Genomic DNA, 18,041 nt, shown 5'->3' on the forward strand with positions numbered 1-18,041 from the left:
GTGCCCGGCCGACCGAGGACCGGACATCGGCGACGCGGCTCACGCATCACTTCGGCAGCGGACTCACACCGTGCCCCCGGAGAGGGACTCCCGCACCGCCGCACACGCCTCCTGTGCGTCGGCCGCCTCGAGTGCGATCGAGGCAAGGCGACGGCACTCGTCGAGGCTGCGGGCCGCCAGGGCCGCGCGGACGTCCGCAAGGCAGCCGGGGGCAGTCGACAGGCTGGTGACGCCCAGTCCGACCAGCACCAGGGCCAGCAGCGGATCGGATGCCGCCTCGCCGCACACCCCGACGGGACGCCCGTTCGCGGCACCCGCCTCGGCAGTGCTGCGCACCAGGTCGAGGAGGGCGGGCTGCCAGGGGTCGAGGAACTCGGCGAGACCGCCGAGCATCCGGTCGGCAGCGAATGCGTACTGGGCGAGGTCGTTGGTGCCGATGCTGAAGAAGTCGCAGCTCCGCGCAAGGCTCCGGGCCCGCAGGGCTGCCGCGGGCACCTCGACCATGGCACCGGCCGTGCGCAGTCCGTACGACCGGGCGAGGGCGGTGAACTCCGCCGCTTCGGACGGCAGGGACACCATGGGCGCCATCACCCATACGTCGGCCGTGCTGTCCGCGGCCGCCGCGGCGACGGCGGCCAGTTGCGCCGCCAGCAGCTGCGGCTCGCGGCGCGCGGTGCGCAGTCCGCGGACGCCCAGCGCCGGGTTGGGCTCGTCTGGAGCGGTGACGAACGGCAGCGGCTTGTCGGCTCCGGCGTCCAGAGTGCGTACGACGACTCGGCGCCCGGCGAACGCTTCGAAGACCCTGCGGTAGGCAAGGGTCTGTTCCTCTTCGGTGGGCGCCTGGGCGCGGTCGAGGTAGAGGAACTCCGTACGGAAGAGCCCCACGCCCTCGCTGTCGGCCTCCGCGGCCACCGGAAGTTCGGAGAGCGCGCCCAGGTTCACCAACAGCTTCACCGCATGACCGTCCGCCGTACGGCCCGGTCCGCTGACAAGTGCCGCGTTGCGCCGGCGGTGCTCCTCTCGCGCGGTCGCCTCGGCGACGGCGTCCGGGTCGGGGTCCGCCACCACCGTCCCGGCAGCGCCGTCCACGAGCACCAGCTGTCCGTCCGTCAGCGCGGCGGCATCTGAGCAGCCGACAACGGCAGGCAGCCCGAGGATCTTCGCCAGGATGGCTGTGTGGCTGGTCGGCCCGCCCTGCTCGGTGACGAGGGCGAGGACCTGCGCCGGGTCGAGGAGCGCGGTGTCGGCGGGCGCGAGGTCGTCGGCGACCAGGACGTGGGGGTGGCCGGGATCGGGCAGGCCCGGCATGGGCAGCCCCAGGACTCGTGCCACCGCACGATTGCGCAGGTCGCCGAGATCGGCAGCGCGTTCGGCGAAATAGCCGCCGGCCGCCAGCAGCGAAGCGCGGAACTCCTCGAACGCGGCGTCCAGCGCATGCGCCGCGTCCCTGCCCTCGCCGATCAGTGACTCCACCCGGTCGGTGAGAGACGGGTCGGATGCCATCATCGCCTGGGCGGACAGGACGTCCGCCGCCTCACCGGCCACGGCCGCGGCCCGCCGCTCCAGGTCGGCCGCGACATCGGCCAGGGCGGCGCGGGCTGCGGCGGCCTCCCCGGGAGCGTCCGCCGGCTCGACCCCGCGCGGTGCGGGCAGGGCGGGCGGGCGCCATGCGGGAGACCGGTCCGCACGCGGTGCCGCCGCCGACACGGATGCCGCGCATCAGGACGGGCGTCACGCCGGTCGCACGGGTCACTGCTGCTCCTGCGCGTCGAGGTCGGAGCCGACGAGCGCGGCCAGCTCGTCGATCGCGGCGTCGGCGCCCTCGCCTTCGGCGGCCAGGACGAGGAGGTCACCGTGCTCGGCTCCGAGCGCGAGCACGGACAGCAGGCTGCGGGCGTCGACCGGAGGCTGTCCGTTCCGGGCCACGGTCACCTTGACCGGCTGCCGGGACGCGGCCTGGACGAAGAGGGACGCGGGGCGGGCGTGCAGTCCGGAGCGCGAACCGATGGCGACTGTGCGCTGAGGCATGGGTGGCCCTCCTACAAGAGGTTGCGGGGACGGGATGTCCGGTGATGTGCGTCGGGTCAGCGGGAGGGCACGGCGTTGTACCCGGGATGACCTGGTTCGCTGTCCAGCAGCGCCGAGGGACTCGTCCGCTTCGGGCGACTGCGGGAGCGTTCGGTTCGGCAGGCGGCGACCGGGCGCCGCACGGAACGACGAAGCCGCCGTGCGGTTACGCACGGCTCCGCCATCTGCCGGGGCCACCAGGTGCATGTTGTTTTGGATCCGTTTCCATGACCGAACCTGTGGTTTTCACGGATGCTACGCACTTCAGCACGGCGAAGTAAATAGATACGGGCATGAAACATGCACGGCACCGTGATCAAGACGGGAGGATCAGACAACAACCGGACATAGTCGGGCATGCGCCAGGGCTCTCGGTGGCGGTCACGGCACCCTCGGGCGCCGTCGCGTTCAGCGGATACCGCCTGGTCCCGCCTTGTGCCGGGCGAGCGGGGCGGGTGGCTGCCAGGAGCGGGCGCGCTCCCGGGCACGGGAGTGCTCGGAGCCCGTCATGGAGCGGTGCTGCCGGAACGCGAGGGGGCACGGCAGCCAGGAAGTCCCGGATGTCGCTGATCTCCTGGGCGCAGATGCCGTGCCCCATGCCCGGATAGGTTCACTCGCAGAGCTCGGCACCTGGCACCGGTGCGTGCGACGAGATCGGCGGGGATCACCTGGTCCGCGATGTCACGCCCTCAGAAGACTGGGAGCCCCGCGAGCCGGCCGGCTCCTCGGGCAGACCTGCGTCCCAGGGAAGGGTGCCGGAGAGCAGAACAGCGGCCGAGAACCGCTGCGGCTTGGACAGGGTGAGGGCGCCCGCCATGGCCATACCAGCGGAGAAGCCGACCACGGCCAAAGAGGAGTGCCGCGCCTGTGTCGCGCCGAGCCAGTCGGCCGTCCTGGCGATGGACTCCGGCAGAGGTCGCCCGATTCCCCGGGCTTCGTACGACCTGCGCCCCGAGCCGGCCGAGATCACCGCGTCCACGCTCGTGGTCGGCGGCTCCCACGACGTTGCGACTCCGGTGGCGCACGCCCAGGGGCTCGCGACGGGCATCGCGCACGCCGTACTGAAGGTCATCGGCCGCGCTCGCCGCAGAGCAGCCCCACGCCCTGCGGGCCGCGCTCACCGCCCATCTGCCCGCGGCACGCGCCGGGGACGGGTCGCGCCTGGGTCCCGCGTCCGACCGCGACGTCTGACCTGCAGGGAGGAATCGACGCCGCTGAAGGCGACCGGGGCCGCCCTCGGCGGCGGGTTCCCGACGGCCCGCTTCCACCGTCACCGTAGAACCAAGAGCCAACGATCAGAATCACACGTGCGGCAGACCCGGCGCGCAGGACGGGCACAGGCCACAGTAGGTGACCTCGGCCTCGGAGACCGTGAAGCCGAACCGTTCCCCGGCCGGGAGGTCGGCCAGTGGATCGCCGGTCGGGTGGACGTCCCGGATGGTGCCGCAACCGGAGCAGACCAGGTGCTGGTGCGGACGGTGTGCGTTGGGGTCGTAGCGCTTGGCACGGCCGTCCGTGGAGACCTCGACGACCTCACCGAGGGACACCAGCTCGCCGAGGGTGTTGTAGACGGTCGCCCGTGAGATCTCCGGCAGCCGCTCCACCGCACGGGCGAGCACCTCGTCGGCCGTGAGGTGCACGTGATCGCCGTCGAGCACCTCCGCCACCACACGCCGCTGCGAGGTCACCCGCCAGCCACGCCCGCGCAGCCGCTCCAGCAGGTCACTCATATGGGTTCACCTGTTCAGGCTCGATGGGACAGCCGGAGTTTACCGGCAGGTGTCCGGGTTCGATCGGGAGGGGATGAGCGCACCGTGCCGGGCGCTCTGCGTTCCACCGCCCATTGCGTGCCAGGCCAGCATATAATTGTCCGTTTCCGCTTCTCAGGTCAGCGGGGTGATCACAATGGTCAGAAAGACGTCACCCTTTCCCGCATGTCCCGCAGGCCGGGAGAGTCGTCAGCCAATGGGCCGGGTCCCGAACGACCTTGGGCTCTGAGTGCCTGTTACGCGGGGTTGCCCTGCGTGTTCTCTTAGCGGTGCGGTCTGCGGTGCGCGACCATACGGACGCCGACAAAGGATCAATCATCGGCGTCGTGCGTGAGGAAGGGTTCTCGCCGGCCGCCGGCCCCGCGTCGACTGCCGCGGGTCCGGAAGGCGTTTCCCCTCGGCGGGCTCCATGGCGCACCACGATCGCGGGTCGCAGTGCTCGCCACCAGCAGAGCAAGCAACGTCAAGAGCAAGCAGCCAGCAGACGGAAACACCGAGACAGGAAGAAGGACGGACGTGTCCGGCAGCGAAAGCGAGAACCCTGCAATCCCCTCTCCGACCCCCACGCCGACTCGCCCCAGGACGAACCGGGACTGGTGGCCGAATCAGCTGGACCTTCAGGTTCTCCACCAGCACTCGCCCCGGTCCAATCCGATGGGCGAGGACTTCGACTACGCAGCAGAATTCAGCACCCTCGACGTCGACGCGCTGAAGCGGGACGTCTTCGAGGTGATGACGACGTCGCAGGACTGGTGGCCTGCCGACTACGGGCACTACGGGCCGCTCTTCATCCGGATGAGCTGGCACGCCGCCGGAACGTACCGCATCGCCGATGGCCGGGGCGGTGGCGGCAGCGGCGCCCAGCGCTTTGCTCCTCTCAACAGCTGGCCGGACAACGCGAGCCTCGACAAGGCACGCCGCCTGCTCTGGCCGGTGAAGCAGAAGTACGGCAGGAAAATCTCCTGGGCCGATCTTCTGGTCTTCGCCGGAAACTGCGCCATGGAATCGATGGGGTTCAAGACGTTCGGGTTCGGATTCGGGCGCGAGGACATCTGGGAGCCCGAGGAAATCTTCTGGGGGCCCGAGGACACCTGGCTCGGAGATGAGCGCTACACCGGCGACAGGGAACTCACCGGTCCCTTCGGTGCGGTGCAGATGGGCCTGATCTACGTCAATCCGGAGGGGCCCAACGGCAACCCGGATCCGGTGGCCGCGGCGCGGGACATCCGCGAGACCTTCGGACGTATGGCGATGAACGACGAGGAGACGGTTGCGCTCATCGTCGGCGGCCACACGTTCGGCAAGTGTCATGGCGCGGTCGATCCCTCGTACATCGGTCCGGAACCCGAGGCCGCCCCCCTCGAACAGCAGGGCCTCGGCTGGCGGAACACCCACGGCAGCGGCAAGGGTGCCGACACGCTCACCAGCGGGCTCGAGGGCGCATGGACCACGGAGCCGACGAAGTGGGACAACGGATACCTGGACAACCTCTACAAGTACGACTGGGCGCTGACCACCAGCCCCGCCGGTGCCAAGCAGTGGACGCCCACGGATCCCTCGGCCAAGGACACCGTGCCCGACGCCCATGATCCGTCCAAGAGGCACGCCCCCATGATGCTCACGACGGACCTCGCGCTGAAGCTGGACCCGGTCTACGGGCCGATCACGAAGAGGTTCCACGAGAACCCGGACGAGCTCGCGGTGGCGTTCGCCAAGGCGTGGTACAAGCTGTTGCACCGCGACATGGGACCCGTCTCGCGCTACCTCGGCCCGTGGATTCCCGAGCCGCAGCTGTGGCAGGACCCTGTCCCCGAGGTCGATCACGAACTGGTGGGAGACGGGGACATCGCCGCCCTCAAGGACAGGATCCTCGCCTCGGGACTGTCCATCCCCCAGCTGGTCACCACCGCTTGGGCGTCGGCGGCAAGCTTCCGCGGCACCGACAAGCGCGGAGGGGCCAACGGCGCACGGATTCGACTCGCTCCGCAGAAGGACTGGGAGGTCAACGACGTGCCCGAGGTGGCCGAGGTGCTGCGGACACTGGAGCAGATCCAGCAGGACTTCAACGCCTCACAGGCCGGCGGAACGAAGGTTTCGCTCGCTGATCTGATCGTCCTCGGCGGGTGCGCGGCCGTCGAGCAGGCCGCGAGGAACGCCGGGCACGACATCGCCGTCCCGTTCGCACCGGGGCGCACGGACGCCTCCCAGGAGCAGACGGACGTGGAGTCGTTCGCCGTGCTCGAGCCCAGGGCGGACGGGTTCCGCAACTATCTCCGGGCGGGAGAGAAGCTGTCGCCGGAGACTCTCCTCCTGGACCGCGCGAACCTGCTGACACTGACCGCTCCCGAGATGACGGTGCTGATCGGCGGCATGCGGGCACTGAACACCGGCTTCCGGCGATCCCCCCACGGCCTCTTCACCCACCGGCCGGAAACTCTGACCAACGACTTCTTCGTCAACCTGCTCGACATGGGCACGGAATGGAAGGCGTCGACCTCGTCCGAGAACGTATTCGAAGGCCGGGATCGCGCCACGGGCGAGGTGAAGTGGACCGCCACCGCCGTCGACCTCATCTTCGGTTCGCACTCCCAGCTCCGAGCGGTCTCGGAGGTCTATGCGTCGCAGGATGCGGGAGAGAAGTTCGTGCGTGACTTCGTGGCGGCGTGGGACAAGGTGATGAACCTCGATCGGTTCGATCTCGCCTGAGCCCGATGTCCCGGCCGGTCACGCAACGGCCGGCCGGGACGTTCCTCGGGAGCCGGCGGCGGCGGTGTACTGGCCCCGAGGGCTGAAGCGCCCCCGGGGTCTCCGGCTGCGGGGAAAGCCGATGAGCGGCTGTGCTCAGGGTCCGCCGGGCAGCGTTGCCCTCATGTCTGCAGAGCGAGACAGTAGGTGATCAGGCACAGCACCGCGACGCACAGGAGTGCCGCGAGGCTGCCGCACAGCACCCGTTGCCTGAGACACTCGTATCGTTGCGTGTACTCCTGGCGCAGTTCGCCGGCGCGAGTGACCAGGGCCGCCAGAACGCGGCGTGACAGTGCGATCCGGTCCTCGGCGTAGAGGCGGACGACTTCCTCGCGCTGGCCGGTGGTGAGCCACGGCATCCGGTCGGCGAACACCTCCGCCTCGACGCGGGCTTCGTGCAGACGGCTCTGCGCCAGCAGATAGCCCTCGAGTTCCGCGATGCCCGCGGCCGCCTCCTTGTCCGGGTTCTGCGCAGGCCGGTTCACTTCTCACCCTTGTTTCCACCGAACGGCGGAGCGACTCCTCGTCCGGGTTCGACGACGTCCCGGCGGCCTGCACTCTCCAGGTGATCGACCTGCGAGATCCCAGGGTGGTGCAGGTCGAACGCGGGGGATTCGCTGCGGATGCGCGGCAGCGTGAGGAAGTTGTGCCGCGGCGGCGGGCAGGACGTGGCCCACTCCAGCGAGCGGCCGTATCCCCACGGGTCGTCCACCAGGATCTGCTTGCCGTACTTCGCCGTCTTCCAGACGTTGTACATGAAGGGCAGCATCGACAGGCCCAGCAGGAACGAGCTGATCGTGGAGATCGTGTTCAGCGCGGTGAAGCCGTCGGCGGCGAGGTAGTCCGCGTAACGACGCGGCATCCCTTCGGCACCGAGCCAGTGCTGCACCAGGAACGTGCCGTGGAAGCCGATGAACAGCGTCCAGAACGTCATCTTGCCGAGCCGCTCGTCCAGCATCTTGCCCGTGAACTTCGGCCACCAGAAGTGGAATCCGGCGAACATCGCGAAGACCACGGTGCCGAAGACGACGTAGTGGAAGTGCGCGACGACGAAGTACGAGTCGGAGACGTGGAAGTCCAACGGCGGGGAGGCAAGAATGATCCCGGTGAGGCCGCCGAAAAGGAATGTGACGAGGAATCCGATCGCCCAGAGCATCGGTGTCTCGAACGACAGTGCCCCCTTCCACATCGTGCCGATCCAGTTGAAGAACTTCACACCGGTCGGGACCGCGATGAGGAATGTCATGAAGGCGAAGAACGGCAACAGCACGCCGCCGGTGACATACATGTGGTGCGCCCACACCGTCACGGAGAGACCTGCGATCGCGATGGTCGCGCCCACCAGACCGATGTAGCCGAAGATCGGCTTGCGGGAGAAGACCGGGATGATCTCCGTGACGATGCCGAAGAACGGCAGGGCGATGATGTACACCTCGGGGTGGCCGAAGAACCAGAAGAGGTGCTGCCACAGCAGGGCGCCGCCGTTGTCGGCGTCGAAGACGTGGGCGCCGAACTTGCGGTCCGCCTCCAGGGCGAACAGCGCGGCCGCGAGGACCGGGAAGGCGAGCAGGACCAGCACACCGGTCAGCAGCACGTTCCAGGTGAAGATCGGCATCCGGAACATCGTCATGCCGGGGGCGCGCATACAGATGATCGTGGTGATGAAGTTGACCGAGCCGAGGATCGTGCCGAAACCGGAGAAGGCCAGACCCATGATCCACAGGTCGGCCCCGACACCAGGCGTGCGTTCGATGCTGTTGAGGGGCGAATAGGCGAACCAGCCGAAGTCGGCCGCACCCTGGGGGGTGAGGAAGCCGGCCACCGCAATCAGCGAGCCGAAGAGGTACAGCCAGTACGCGAACATGTTCAGCCGCGGGAACGCCACGTCGGGCGCGCCGATCTGCAGCGGCATGATCCAGTTCGCGAATCCGGCGAACAGCGGCGTCGCGAACATCAGCAGCATGATCGTGCCGTGCATCGTGAACGCCTGGTTGAACTGCTCGTTCGACATGATCTGCGTACCGGGCCGGGCCAGTTCGGCACGCATCAGCAGCGCCATCAGGCCGCCGATCAGAAAGAACATGACGGATGTCGACAGGTACAGCGTGCCGATCGTCTTGTGGTCGGTGGTGGTCAGCCACCTGATGACGACGTTGCCGGGCTGCCTGCGCCGCAAGGGCAGCTCGTTCTCATAGGCATCCTCGTCCTCGAACAGCGACGCCTTGTTCAGGCTCACGCGAACTCCACTCGTCAGATACGACACGGCAAGCCAGCGAGCAACACCCAGCACGCTGCCCTACAGAAGGCATTCAAGGGGCAACCTAACGATTCCCGGTACCGGCTGCCGGGTGACACCTCCGCCGTGCACACCGCTTTGAGCGTCCCAACCTGCGATATCGGGGAACATGAGCCGCGGTACGTCAAGGAGCGGCCTCCCCGGATTCACTCTTTCAGCAGCATGCGTCGAAAGGACTCGTCCCGGTCGTTCGTCACCCGGACAGGGAAAGCACCAGAGGCACAGTTTCGTGACCGCCGAAACGCCGGACGTGCCGGCCCGGGGATTCGCGCAGCGTATTGAGTACGCGTTCATGTGTCGCGGCACCGGGCGACGACCGCACAGGGACTCGCGGCCGGCAAGGCCGGGTCCTGCCTGAACACCCGTGTCCGAGAACCTCGCGGCCTCGGGTCAGCTCATCTCCCGTCCTCGAAGGACCAGTTGCGCCACGGCCATGCCCGCCACCGCGATCGCGGCACGGAACGGCCACCGGCTCCGGTTCGCCGACGGCACGGCCGTACCCCCGACGGCGACGATCCCGGCCGCCGCTGCCGGCACCCAGGTCAGCACCCCGGCCCGCCCGGGCGGGCCCACCACGAGCACGACCATGGCTGCCCACATCACGAACGGGCTCACCCACCGGCAGACCGTTCGCCCCAGGAGCTGCGGCAGCCCTCGAACACCGGCCGCAAGGTCGTCTTCGATGTCCGGGTACACATTGACGACGTGTGCCCCCACGCCCAGCAACGCTCCCGCCGCCACGGCCCACCAGGCGGGCCAGGACGGCAGCGGCAGACCCAGAGTGACGAAGGCCGGCAGGGAGCCGAACGCGACGGCATAGGGCAGCGGTGAAAGCACCGTGTGCTTCAGCCACAGGTTGTAGGCCCAGCCGGTGGCCACCATGCCCAGATGCGCAGCTCCCGCCGCGGCGCCGCTCAGCAGCGACAGCGGCACGCACAGCGCCAGGGCCGTGCCGGCCGCCACGGCGACCGTGCGCTGCGACAGTTCCCGGGTGGCCAGTGGCTTGTCGCGGCGCCCGCAGCGCCTGTCGCGGTGCGCGTCGACCGCGTCGTTGCACCAGCCGATCGAGAGCTGACCGGCCAGCACGGCCGCGGCCACCGCCGCCGTACCCGCCGGCCCGCGCCCGGCCGCCGCGGCCAGCGCGGTCGCGAACGCCGTCACGGCCAGCGCCGGCTCCGGGTGGCAGGCGCGCAACAACGGGGGGAGCCGGTGTGTCGTACGAGGAAGGGTCTCGGCGGGGTGTAGAGACACGAATGCAAGATAATCGGGCACCCGAAACGAGAAGGCATGACCGACATGCGTGTCCCTGTGATCGTCGACGATGCCCCCTCACCGACCACCCTGCCGGACGGTGCGACCGCCCCCGGTGCGGCCACCACGATCCTCGCCGTCCGCACCGCGCTGCCGCCGCACCGCTACAGCCAGGACGACCTCGCCGAGCTGATCGGCGACCTCTGCCTCGCGCCCGGCGCCGAGCGAGCCCTGCTGCGCCGTCTGCACGCGTCCGCCGGAGTGCGGACACGGCACCTCGCCCTGCCGATCGAGCGGTACGCCGGCCTCGGCGACTTCGGCAAGTCCAACGACGCCTGGATGGCGGCCGGACTCGATCTGGGCGAGCAGGCCCTCACCGGCGCGCTCGAGGAGGCGGGGCTCGCGCCGCGCGACGTCGATCTGCTGGTGTGCACCTCCATCACCGGCATCGCCGCTCCCTCGCTCGACGCCCGGCTGGCCGGACGCGTGGGACTGCGGCCCGACGTCAAGAGAGTCCCGGTGTTCGGCCTGGGCTGCGTGGCAGGCGCCGCCGGCCTCGCCCGGCTGCACGACTACCTGCGCGGTCATCCGGAGGACACCGCCGTGCTGCTCACCGTCGAACTGTGCTCGCTGACGCTCCAGCAGCGGGACGACTCCCCCGCGAACCTCGTCGCCGGTGCCCTGTTCGGCGACGGCGCGGCCGCCGTCGTCGCACAGGGCCTCGGCGCCCGCGGCCGGGACGGCGCTGGGCCGACGGTGGTCGCCACGCGCAGTCATCTGTACCCCGAGACCGAACAGCTCCTCGGGTGGAACATCGGCGCCAGCGGCTTCCGCGTCGTGATCGATGCCGGTGTTCCCGGGATGGTACGCCGCCACTTCGGTGCCGATCTGCGTGCCTTCCTGGCCCACAACGGCCTGACCGTGGACGACATCGGGACCTGGGTGTGCCATCCCGGAGGCCCCAAGGTGCTTTCCGCCGTGGCCGACGTCCTCGGCCTGCCCGACGGCGCCCTGGACACCGCATGGCACTCGCTCGCGACGGTGGGGAACATGTCGTCGGTCTCCGTCCTGCACATCCTGCAGAACACCCGCGAGTCCCATCGGCCCGAGCCCGGTACGTGGGGCCTGGTCCTGGCGATGGGCCCCGGGTTCTGCTCCGAACTCGTCCTGCTGCGCTGGTGAGTGGTCCCCATGTCCTGGTACACGCTTCTCGTCCTCGCCGTCGCCGCCGAACGCGTCGTCGAACTCGCCGTGGCCCGGCGCAACGCGGCCTGGACGCTGGCCCGTTCCGGCGTGGAGTACGGCCGCGGCCACTACCCGGTCATGGTCGTCCTGCACACCGGCCTGCTGGTCTGCTGTCTGCTGGAGCCATGGCTCGCCCACCGCCCGTTCCTGCCCGCCCTGGGATGGCCCATGCTGACGCTGGTCCTCCTGGCCCAGGCGCTGCGCTGGTGGTGCATCACGACGCTCGGGCGGTACTGGAACACCCGTGTCATCGTCGTTCCCGGGGCGCGTCTGGTCGACGCCGGCCCGTACCGGCTCCTGCGCCACCCGAACTACGTCGCCGTCGTCGTGGAGATCACCGCACTGCCCCTGGTGCACTCGGCCTGGCTGAGTGCGCTGGTGTTCACGGTGGCCAACGCCGTGCTGCTCACGGTCCGCATCCGCTGTGAGAACGCCGCCCTCAGCGGCCGGGCAGTCGCGGCGTGAGCGACCGTCACGACCTGATCGTCGTCGGCGGGGGCCCGGCCGGTCTCGCGACCGCCCTGCACGCGGCACGCGCCGGTCTCGACACCGTCGTGGCCGAGCCGCGCCGCTCACCGGTCGACAAGGCATGCGGCGAGGGCCTGATGCCCGGCGCCGTGCGGTCCCTTGCCGCGCTCGGCCTCCACGTCCCCGGTCACCCGATCAAGGGCATCCGCTACGTCCAGGGCTCACGAAGAGCACAGGCTCCGTTCCGGTACGGCCACGGGCTCGGTGTGCGCCGCACCAGCCTGCACAGCGTCCTGCACCGCGCAGTGCGCGAGGCAGGCGTTCCCGTGGTTCCCCTGCGAGTCGAGGCGGTGCGGCAGGACGCCACCGGCGTGCTGGTGCCCGATGCCGGTCTGCGTGCCAGGTGGCTGGTCGCCGCGGACGGCCTGCACTCGCCGCTGCGCCGCTCCCTGGGCCTGGAGGCCCCTTCCCCGGGGGCGGCCAGATACGGGCTGCGCCGTCACTTCGCCGTGCCGCCGTGGTCCTCCCACGTCGAGGTGCACTGGGGCCGGTACGGGGAGGCGTACGTCACCCCGCTCGGCCCGGATCTCGTCGGCGTCGCCCTGCTCACCGCCCGACGGGCGCCCTTCGACGCCCAACTGGAGGGCTTTCCCGCCCTTGCCGAACGCCTCCCCCCAGCGGCGGCCGTCACCGCGGTACGGGGCGCGGGACCACTGCGCCAGAAGGCACGCACCCGGTCCCACGGACGGGTCCTCCTCGTAGGAGACGCCGCCGGATACATCGACGCGCTGACCGGTGAAGGGATCTCCCTGGCCCTCGCCGGTGCCGAAGCCCTGGTCGGCAATCTGCGCCGCGGCACACCGGGCCGCTACGAGAGCGACTGGAACCGGGCGACCCGCCGCCACCGGCTGCTGACGGAACTCCTGTTGCGCGCCCGGCAGATGTCGGCGCTGGCACCGCTCATCGTGCCCGCGGCCGAACGTCTGCCACGCGTCTTCGCCGCCGCGGTGAACGCACTGGCATCAGACGAGAGCTGACCCTTCGCGGCGGGCCGTCGTTGTGGCCGAGCGCCCCGGCGACACGGCACCGGGGCGTCTGCGGACGGCCGTGACGCCGTTGGTCACCTTTCGCCGTCGCCCTCCGCCTGTTCCTCCGCCGTCCGCGGCCGGCGGCCCCAGGTCGTGATCAACCCGGCGGAGACGTCCGCGCAGTCGGGAGACGCGAGATAGCGGATCGCCTCGTCCACCGCGGCGTCGTCCACCATGCCGGTCGCTGTGATCGCCCCGCGAGCGCGGTTCCACGTGTCCGCCCAGAAGCGGCTGATGGCACTGCCCGGGGTCAGAGCGGGCACATGCACTTCGGCGCCCACGGACTGGAGGCCGGCGGCCCGCAGCAACTGCGGATAGCCGCAGACCCAGGAGACGTCCGTGCCGATGGACGCCTTGAGCCCCTGCCACATCGCCTGCATCACCCGGGTGTAGGGAGTCGGGGGCGCGAGGGCTGAGGTCAGGTCGATGGCGTCGCCCAGGACCAGAACTCCACCTGGCGCGACGAGGGAGGCGAGTCTGGCGATCATCCGTTCGGGGTCGGGCAGGTGCATGAGGACGAACCGTGCGTGCACCAGGTGGAAGCTGCCGAGTGGCAGGTCGCAGGTGGTGACATCCGCCTCGACGGCCGTGAGCCCGGGCAGGGGGTGAGCGGCCAGGAACCTGGTGTCGCGGTCGACGGCCACGACTTCGTCCACGCCGGCCTCGTCCAGCAGGAGCCGCGCCACCGAGCCGGTGCCCGCGCCGATGTCGAGGCACCGCCACCCCGGCTCCAGCCCCACACCCAGGCGCATGAGGTGGGCCAGTGTCACCTCGTCATAGGTGAGGGCCCCGAGGTCGATCCGTTCCCCCTCGCCTTCCTGGTCCGGCCGGAACACGCGCCCCCCGTAGTGGGCGTCGTGTCCCCCGTCCGGATCGCTTCCCTGCTCGTGTGTCCGCATGCGGCCGATCCTGCTCACATCGTCCCGCCACCGGCAGAGGCGCGCCGCAGGCTCCTCCGCAGCGGTGCTGCCGAACACCGCCGGCCTCGCCGCGACGGTCACGTGTCGGCGCCGACGCGCCCGCGCCGATGCACGCCGCCGGCTCGCTCCCTCCTTCCCTCAGACGGACACGGACGTCTTCGCCTTGACGATGAGCAGGTCGAGGAGCGAGAGCAGGGCGTCACGGGCGTCGTGACGGGACCGGGCGTCGAGCATGAGGATCGGCGTGTTCGGGTCACGCAGATGCAGCGCCGCCCCGATCTCCTCCGCGGTGTACAGCTGCTCGCCGTTGAAGCAGTTCGCGCCGACCACGAACGGAAGCCCGCGGTTCTCGAAGAAGTCGACGGCGGGGAAGCTGCGGTCCAGGCGCCGGGTGTCGACCAGCACGATCGCTCCCAGCGCCCCGTTCAGCAGGTCGTCCCACATGAACCAGAAGCGCTCCTGGCCCGGCGTACCGAACAGATAGAGGACGACCCCGGCGTCGGTGAGGGTGATACGGCCGAAGTCCATCGCGACGGTGGTCACGGCCTTGGACTCGATTCCCTCGAGGTCGTCCACGCCGACCCCGGCGGCCGTCAGCCGCTCCTCCGTACGCAACGGCTCGATCTCGGAGACTGTCTCGACCAGCGTCGTCTTGCCGACGCCGAATCCCCCCGCGATCAGGATCTTGACGGGGGCCGCTTCCCGGGCAGGGGAGTCATATTCGGGCAAGGCTGTCCCTGATTCTCATGAGCAGGTGGACATTGGTGGTCTCGGCCTCCTCCAGCGGCGGCCGGTGGTGGATCAGGCCGCGGTCCGCGAGTTCGCCGAGAAGGACCGTCATCGGAGTGAGGCGCATGTGCATCCGGGCCGCGATCTCGGCGACCGCGCGCCCGTCCGGAGCCGGACACATGGAGAGGATGGCCTGCCACTCGGTGGGCAGGCCACCGCGGGCGTCCGCGGCCACCGCCGCCGTGATCGTGGTGTCCATGGTCAGGACGGTGTGCGGGGCGGCTGTACGGCCGTCGGTCAGTGCGTACAGCCGCGTCCGGCGGCGGCATTTGGGCTGCGGGTCGTCCGGCATTACGACGTGGGCGCCTGGGTGCGCTCAGGTGTGCCCAGCCACTCGCCGAGCGCCTGCGCGGTCCGCACCGCCTCGCCGCCCAGCTCCCCGAGCCGTGCCTTGCGGGAGGTGACGACGATGAGCGTACTGCCCTCGCCGCACCCGACGATGCAGAGGTACCTGTCGTCCATCTCGACCAGCTGGCGGATCACCCGGCCACCGTCGACCTCCCTGGATATCGCCTTCATCGTGGCCGCGATACCGGAGGATGCCGCGGCTATGCGCTCCGCCTGCGGCCGTTCCAGCAGGTAGGCGCTGAGCTTGATCCCGTCGTTGGAGAGCAGTACGGCTCCCTGGACACCGGCGATCCTGCTCAGATTGTTGTCCAGGATGCTGTAGATCATGTCGTTGGATGTCGTCGTCATGGCTGATCCTGTCGGAGCTCTTCTTCTGCTGACTGGGTTCCGTGTTCGTAGTCCGCCCAGGCGTCGGCCACCTCGTCGGGTGTCGCCGCGTTCCGGCCGGCCACGGGTTCCGGTGCGCGCGGCTCGCGCAGCTGCTCGGCGATGTGGGTCTGCGGGACACGCTCGGGCAGGGCGGGCCGCGCGTCGCCGTCCGGCGCCACGGGCCGAACCGGGAGCGTGCCCGACCGCGACCGCTCGTGCGCCCGCCGGCTCGGCAGACCGGAACGCGAATGCAGGACCAGCTCGGGCTTGCGTTCCTCGATGCGACCCGGGGCGAACTGCGGCGTGGCCGGGACGGGCTGAGGCGGGACGGCCCGGACCGGCTTGCGCGGCTGTTCCCGCTCGGTCGCCACGAGCAGCTTCTTGGGAATGATCACTACGGCCGACGTCCCTCCGTACACCGACCTGCGCAGCGTCACCCTCGCCCCGAGTTGCTCGGCGAGGTGGCCGACGACGAAGAGACCCAGCCGGTGTGCGTTCTCCGCGAGCACGGCGTACGGCGGGGCCGAGTGGAGGCGGCCGTTCATCTCCTCGTAGCTCGCGGGTGTCACTCGCGGACCGCGGTCCTCGATCTCGACCGACAGACCGTCAGCCACCAGCTCCGCCCGGATGACGACCTTCGACTGCGGCGGGGAGAACCGGGTGGCGTTGTCGAGCAGTTCTGCCAGCAGGTGGCTGATCTGGCTGATCACGCGCGGTTCCACGCTGATCTCGTCCAGGGCCTGCCGCTCGATCCGCCGGAAGTCCTCGACCTCCGCGGCGGCCTCGCGCAGCAGGTCGGCGACGCGCATGGGCTCCGTGTGCGGGTCGGGGATCTCACCACCCGCCAGGATCAGCAGGTTCTCGATCTGCCGCCGCATGCCCACCGTCAACTGGTCGGCTCGCATCAACTGGGCGAGGAGCGCCTCGTCGTGGCCGAAGGTGTCCTGGAGGTCCTCGGTGAGGCTCAACTGGCGGCTGACCAGATTTCCGGTACGTGAGGCGATGCCCGCGGCGAACATGCCGAAGCCGTGCCGCTCGTCCGCCAGCGTCCTGTGCCCGTCGACGGACACGGCGACGACCCGGGCGAACGCGTCACTGATACGTCCGACTTCATCCCCCTCTCCACGGACCGTGGGCAGTGCGTCGGATGCGACGGGCTGGCCCCGCTGCAGGCGGTCGACGACGTCCGGCAGGATGTCCTCGGCGATGGTCACCGTGCGTTGGTGCAGACGGTGCAGGCGGCGCAGCACTGTGCGCGTGGTGAACACGACGACGACTGTGACGAGCAGCAGCGCGGCGCCGCTTCCGGTGATCAGCCAGGCGACCTCCGTCTCGAGCGCCGCCGCCTCGGCGTCGGCCTGGGCGAGCAGCCCCCGCGCCCGGGCGGCGTTCAGCGTCTCCAACTGCGGCGCCCACTTCTCGTGCGCGGCCGGCCAGCCGGCCACCGTACGGGGCAGCTTCACGCCGAACCGGGTCTCCGAGTGCTCGGACACGATCTCGTTCTCGATGCGGGTCTTGGCCTGCCACGCTTCCGAGTGGGCCATCCGTGCGTAGAGTTCGTTGTCCTCGGCAGGCAGATACGGCACGACCCACATGTCGTACAGATACCGGTGGGCGCCGATGGCGTTGACGATGTCGGCGAACTTGGAGGTGCTCAGCTGCCTGGACGGCCCGGCCTGCGCGAGGATCGTGTCCTGCTGCGCCAGCATCTCGGAGGCCGAGAACATGGCGACGACCACGCGGCCTTCCTGAGTGAGCCCGCCGTCTTCCGTGTGGCTGAACTCGTCCTGGTAGAAGCGCACCATCTGGCTGATGACGCCGGTGTAGTAGGCGATCGTGCTGTCGGCGGTGCCACTGCGGACGTCGGCGCGTTCGCGGTAGGCATCCAGGTCGTCGAGGCCTTCCGTCACCTCAAGGAGCCGACGGTCCGCCTCCTCGGATCGCGCCCCGCCGGTGGAGGACGACCGGCGGAACTCGGCGGCTGCCCGGTCCGTGGCGGCACGCCGCTTCCGCAGGTCCTCATCGGACACCGAAGAGCCCGCCCACAGCGCGGCAGTCATCGTCCGCTCGGCCTGCATCTCGACCATGAGCGCGTACAGGGGTACGCCGATCCGCTCGCCGGCCGCCACGTCGGCGCGCAGGTGATGAGCGCGGTCCAGCAACCGGTCCGCGCTGATGAAGGCTTGGACACCCATCGCCAGGGTGGGGACGACCGCCAGCCAGACGAGCAGCGTACGCAGGCGCACGGTACGCCGCCGACGAGCCGTCGACCGGCCTCGTGATCTGTCGGGTTCTATGGGAGACATCAATCCTCGGGGGCGGGGAATGCGGGCGGCAGACCAGCAGCCGGACAAGACGTGGTCCTGGGGGGGGACCGGGGAAACGCCCGCTCCGGCTTCGCTGGGACGTAGGGGTGCCGATCATAACCAGCCACGCCCAGAAAGAGAGGGCTTGCAGCAGTGATCAATTACGTGGTACAGGCCCGGGAAAGAGTCGAGGACCTGAGGCCGCGTCGGACCAACCGGTACGTCCACGAAGGAATCCGGCACGGTGCCCGGGCGTCACAGGTCGCCTGCCGCACCCGGGGCCGCCTCCGGCGGCGGAGGGAGAGACCGAACTACGCGCGACGGTGCGGCCCGCCCGGCAGTGGCGGTGCACCCCCGCGACGCACAAGAGAAATCTCGCC

At 70.0% G+C, this 18,041-nt stretch carries 16 protein-coding genes; 4 read left to right on the forward strand and 12 right to left on the reverse strand.

Annotation, left to right across the window (positions count from 1 at the left end; genetic code table 11):
- Positions 1–63 precede the first annotated feature (63 nt).
- From ptsP to AB0K02_RS29700, 4 genes are all read right to left on the reverse strand, one after another.
- A complete protein-coding gene (ptsP, locus tag AB0K02_RS29685) occupies positions 64–1,707 on the reverse strand; it encodes a phosphoenolpyruvate--protein phosphotransferase (protein WP_365995652.1) in 1,644 nt (547 codons plus the stop codon).
- A 42-nt stretch (positions 1,708–1,749) separates the two neighbouring features.
- Positions 1,750–2,028, reverse strand: coding sequence for an HPr family phosphocarrier protein (locus AB0K02_RS29690; protein WP_365995653.1), 279 nt, complete (start codon positions 2,026–2,028; stop codon positions 1,750–1,752).
- Between the two features lie 703 nt (positions 2,029–2,731).
- Positions 2,732–3,115, reverse strand: coding sequence for a hypothetical protein (locus AB0K02_RS29695; RefSeq protein WP_365995654.1), 384 nt, complete (start codon positions 3,113–3,115; stop codon positions 2,732–2,734).
- Positions 3,116–3,368: 253 nt separating this feature from the next.
- Positions 3,369–3,797, reverse strand: coding sequence for a Fur family transcriptional regulator (locus tag AB0K02_RS29700; RefSeq protein WP_365995655.1), 429 nt, complete (start codon positions 3,795–3,797; stop codon positions 3,369–3,371).
- A gap of 555 nt (positions 3,798–4,352) precedes the next feature.
- On the opposite strand from AB0K02_RS29700, the gene katG reads away from it, so the two are divergent.
- Positions 4,353–6,542, forward strand: coding sequence for a catalase/peroxidase HPI (gene katG / locus AB0K02_RS29705; RefSeq protein ID WP_365995656.1), 2,190 nt, complete (start codon positions 4,353–4,355; stop codon positions 6,540–6,542).
- A gap of 161 nt (positions 6,543–6,703) precedes the next feature.
- Here the strand turns inward: katG and AB0K02_RS29710 are convergent, their stop codons facing one another.
- The 3 genes from AB0K02_RS29710 to AB0K02_RS29720 form a co-directional block, all read right to left on the reverse strand.
- A complete protein-coding gene (locus tag AB0K02_RS29710) occupies positions 6,704–7,066 on the reverse strand; it encodes a hypothetical protein (RefSeq protein WP_365995657.1) in 363 nt (120 codons plus the stop codon).
- Positions 7,063–8,817, reverse strand: a complete 1,755-nt coding sequence (gene ctaD, locus AB0K02_RS29715; protein WP_365995658.1) for a cytochrome c oxidase subunit I — start codon at positions 8,815–8,817, stop codon at positions 7,063–7,065. Before ctaD ends, AB0K02_RS29710 begins: the two co-directional genes overlap by 4 nt.
- A gap of 450 nt (positions 8,818–9,267) precedes the next feature.
- Entirely contained in the window at positions 9,268–10,128 is an 861-nt protein-coding gene (locus AB0K02_RS29720; protein ID WP_365995659.1) for a UbiA family prenyltransferase, read from the reverse strand.
- 36 nt (positions 10,129–10,164) lie between these two features.
- Between AB0K02_RS29720 and AB0K02_RS29725 the strand changes: the two genes are divergently transcribed.
- From AB0K02_RS29725 to AB0K02_RS29735, 3 genes are read left to right on the forward strand one after another with little or no spacing between them, the layout of a single operon-like run.
- The gene (locus tag AB0K02_RS29725; protein WP_365995660.1) at positions 10,165–11,310 is read left to right on the forward strand and encodes a 3-oxoacyl-[acyl-carrier-protein] synthase III C-terminal domain-containing protein; all 1,146 of its coding nucleotides are present in this window, start codon (positions 10,165–10,167) and stop codon (positions 11,308–11,310) included.
- A 9-nt stretch (positions 11,311–11,319) separates the two neighbouring features.
- The gene (locus AB0K02_RS29730) at positions 11,320–11,838 is read left to right on the forward strand and encodes an isoprenylcysteine carboxyl methyltransferase family protein (RefSeq protein WP_365995661.1); all 519 of its coding nucleotides are present in this window, start codon (positions 11,320–11,322) and stop codon (positions 11,836–11,838) included.
- Positions 11,835–12,878, forward strand: a complete 1,044-nt coding sequence (locus AB0K02_RS29735) for an NAD(P)/FAD-dependent oxidoreductase (protein WP_365995662.1) — start codon at positions 11,835–11,837, stop codon at positions 12,876–12,878. Before AB0K02_RS29730 ends, AB0K02_RS29735 begins: the two co-directional genes overlap by 4 nt.
- An 83-nt stretch (positions 12,879–12,961) precedes the next feature.
- On the opposite strand, the gene AB0K02_RS29740 is transcribed toward AB0K02_RS29735, so the two are convergent.
- From AB0K02_RS29740 to AB0K02_RS29760, 5 genes are all read right to left on the reverse strand, one after another.
- Positions 12,962–13,828 carry a methyltransferase domain-containing protein gene (locus tag AB0K02_RS29740; protein WP_365995663.1) on the reverse strand — a complete coding sequence of 289 codons (867 nt, stop codon included), beginning with the start codon at positions 13,826–13,828 and terminating at the stop codon, positions 12,962–12,964.
- A 159-nt stretch (positions 13,829–13,987) separates the two neighbouring features.
- The gene (locus AB0K02_RS29745) at positions 13,988–14,578 is read right to left on the reverse strand and encodes an ATP/GTP-binding protein (protein WP_365995664.1); all 591 of its coding nucleotides are present in this window, start codon (positions 14,576–14,578) and stop codon (positions 13,988–13,990) included.
- Positions 14,565–14,930, reverse strand: a complete 366-nt coding sequence (locus tag AB0K02_RS29750; RefSeq protein WP_365995665.1) for a DUF742 domain-containing protein — start codon at positions 14,928–14,930, stop codon at positions 14,565–14,567. Before AB0K02_RS29750 ends, AB0K02_RS29745 begins: the two co-directional genes overlap by 14 nt.
- Positions 14,930–15,334, reverse strand: a complete 405-nt coding sequence (locus AB0K02_RS29755) for a roadblock/LC7 domain-containing protein (protein ID WP_100105847.1) — start codon at positions 15,332–15,334, stop codon at positions 14,930–14,932. Before AB0K02_RS29755 ends, AB0K02_RS29750 begins: the two co-directional genes overlap by 1 nt.
- Positions 15,331–17,601, reverse strand: coding sequence for a nitrate- and nitrite sensing domain-containing protein (locus AB0K02_RS29760; RefSeq protein ID WP_365995666.1), 2,271 nt, complete (start codon positions 17,599–17,601; stop codon positions 15,331–15,333). The genes AB0K02_RS29755 and AB0K02_RS29760 overlap by 4 nt, the downstream gene beginning before the upstream one ends.
- Positions 17,602–18,041 lie beyond the last annotated feature (440 nt).

The organism is Streptomyces sp. NPDC049597, assembly GCF_040675505.1.
Lineage (GTDB): Bacteria > Actinomycetota > Actinomycetes > Streptomycetales > Streptomycetaceae > Streptomyces.

What these genes read in the sequence shown, in the direction of transcription:
- AB0K02_RS29755 (WP_100105847.1), bottom strand. Translation starts at nt 15,334, where the DNA reads ATGACGACGACATCCAACGACATGATCTACAGCATCCTGGACAACAAT.
- AB0K02_RS29750 (WP_365995665.1), bottom strand. Translation starts at nt 14,930, where the DNA reads ATGCCGGACGACCCGCAGCCCAAATGCCGCCGCCGGACGCGGCTGTAC.
- AB0K02_RS29690 (WP_365995653.1), bottom strand. Translation starts at nt 2,028, where the DNA reads ATGCCTCAGCGCACAGTCGCCATCGGTTCGCGCTCCGGACTGCACGCC.
- AB0K02_RS29725 (WP_365995660.1), top strand. Translation starts at nt 10,165, where the DNA reads ATGACCGACATGCGTGTCCCTGTGATCGTCGACGATGCCCCCTCACCG.
- AB0K02_RS29740 (WP_365995663.1), bottom strand. Translation starts at nt 13,828, where the DNA reads ATGCGGACACACGAGCAGGGAAGCGATCCGGACGGGGGACACGACGCC.
- AB0K02_RS29730 (WP_365995661.1), top strand. Translation starts at nt 11,320, where the DNA reads ATGTCCTGGTACACGCTTCTCGTCCTCGCCGTCGCCGCCGAACGCGTC.
- AB0K02_RS29695 (WP_365995654.1), bottom strand. Translation starts at nt 3,115, where the DNA reads ATGCCCGTCGCGAGCCCCTGGGCGTGCGCCACCGGAGTCGCAACGTCG.
- AB0K02_RS29700 (WP_365995655.1), bottom strand. Translation starts at nt 3,797, where the DNA reads ATGAGTGACCTGCTGGAGCGGCTGCGCGGGCGTGGCTGGCGGGTGACC.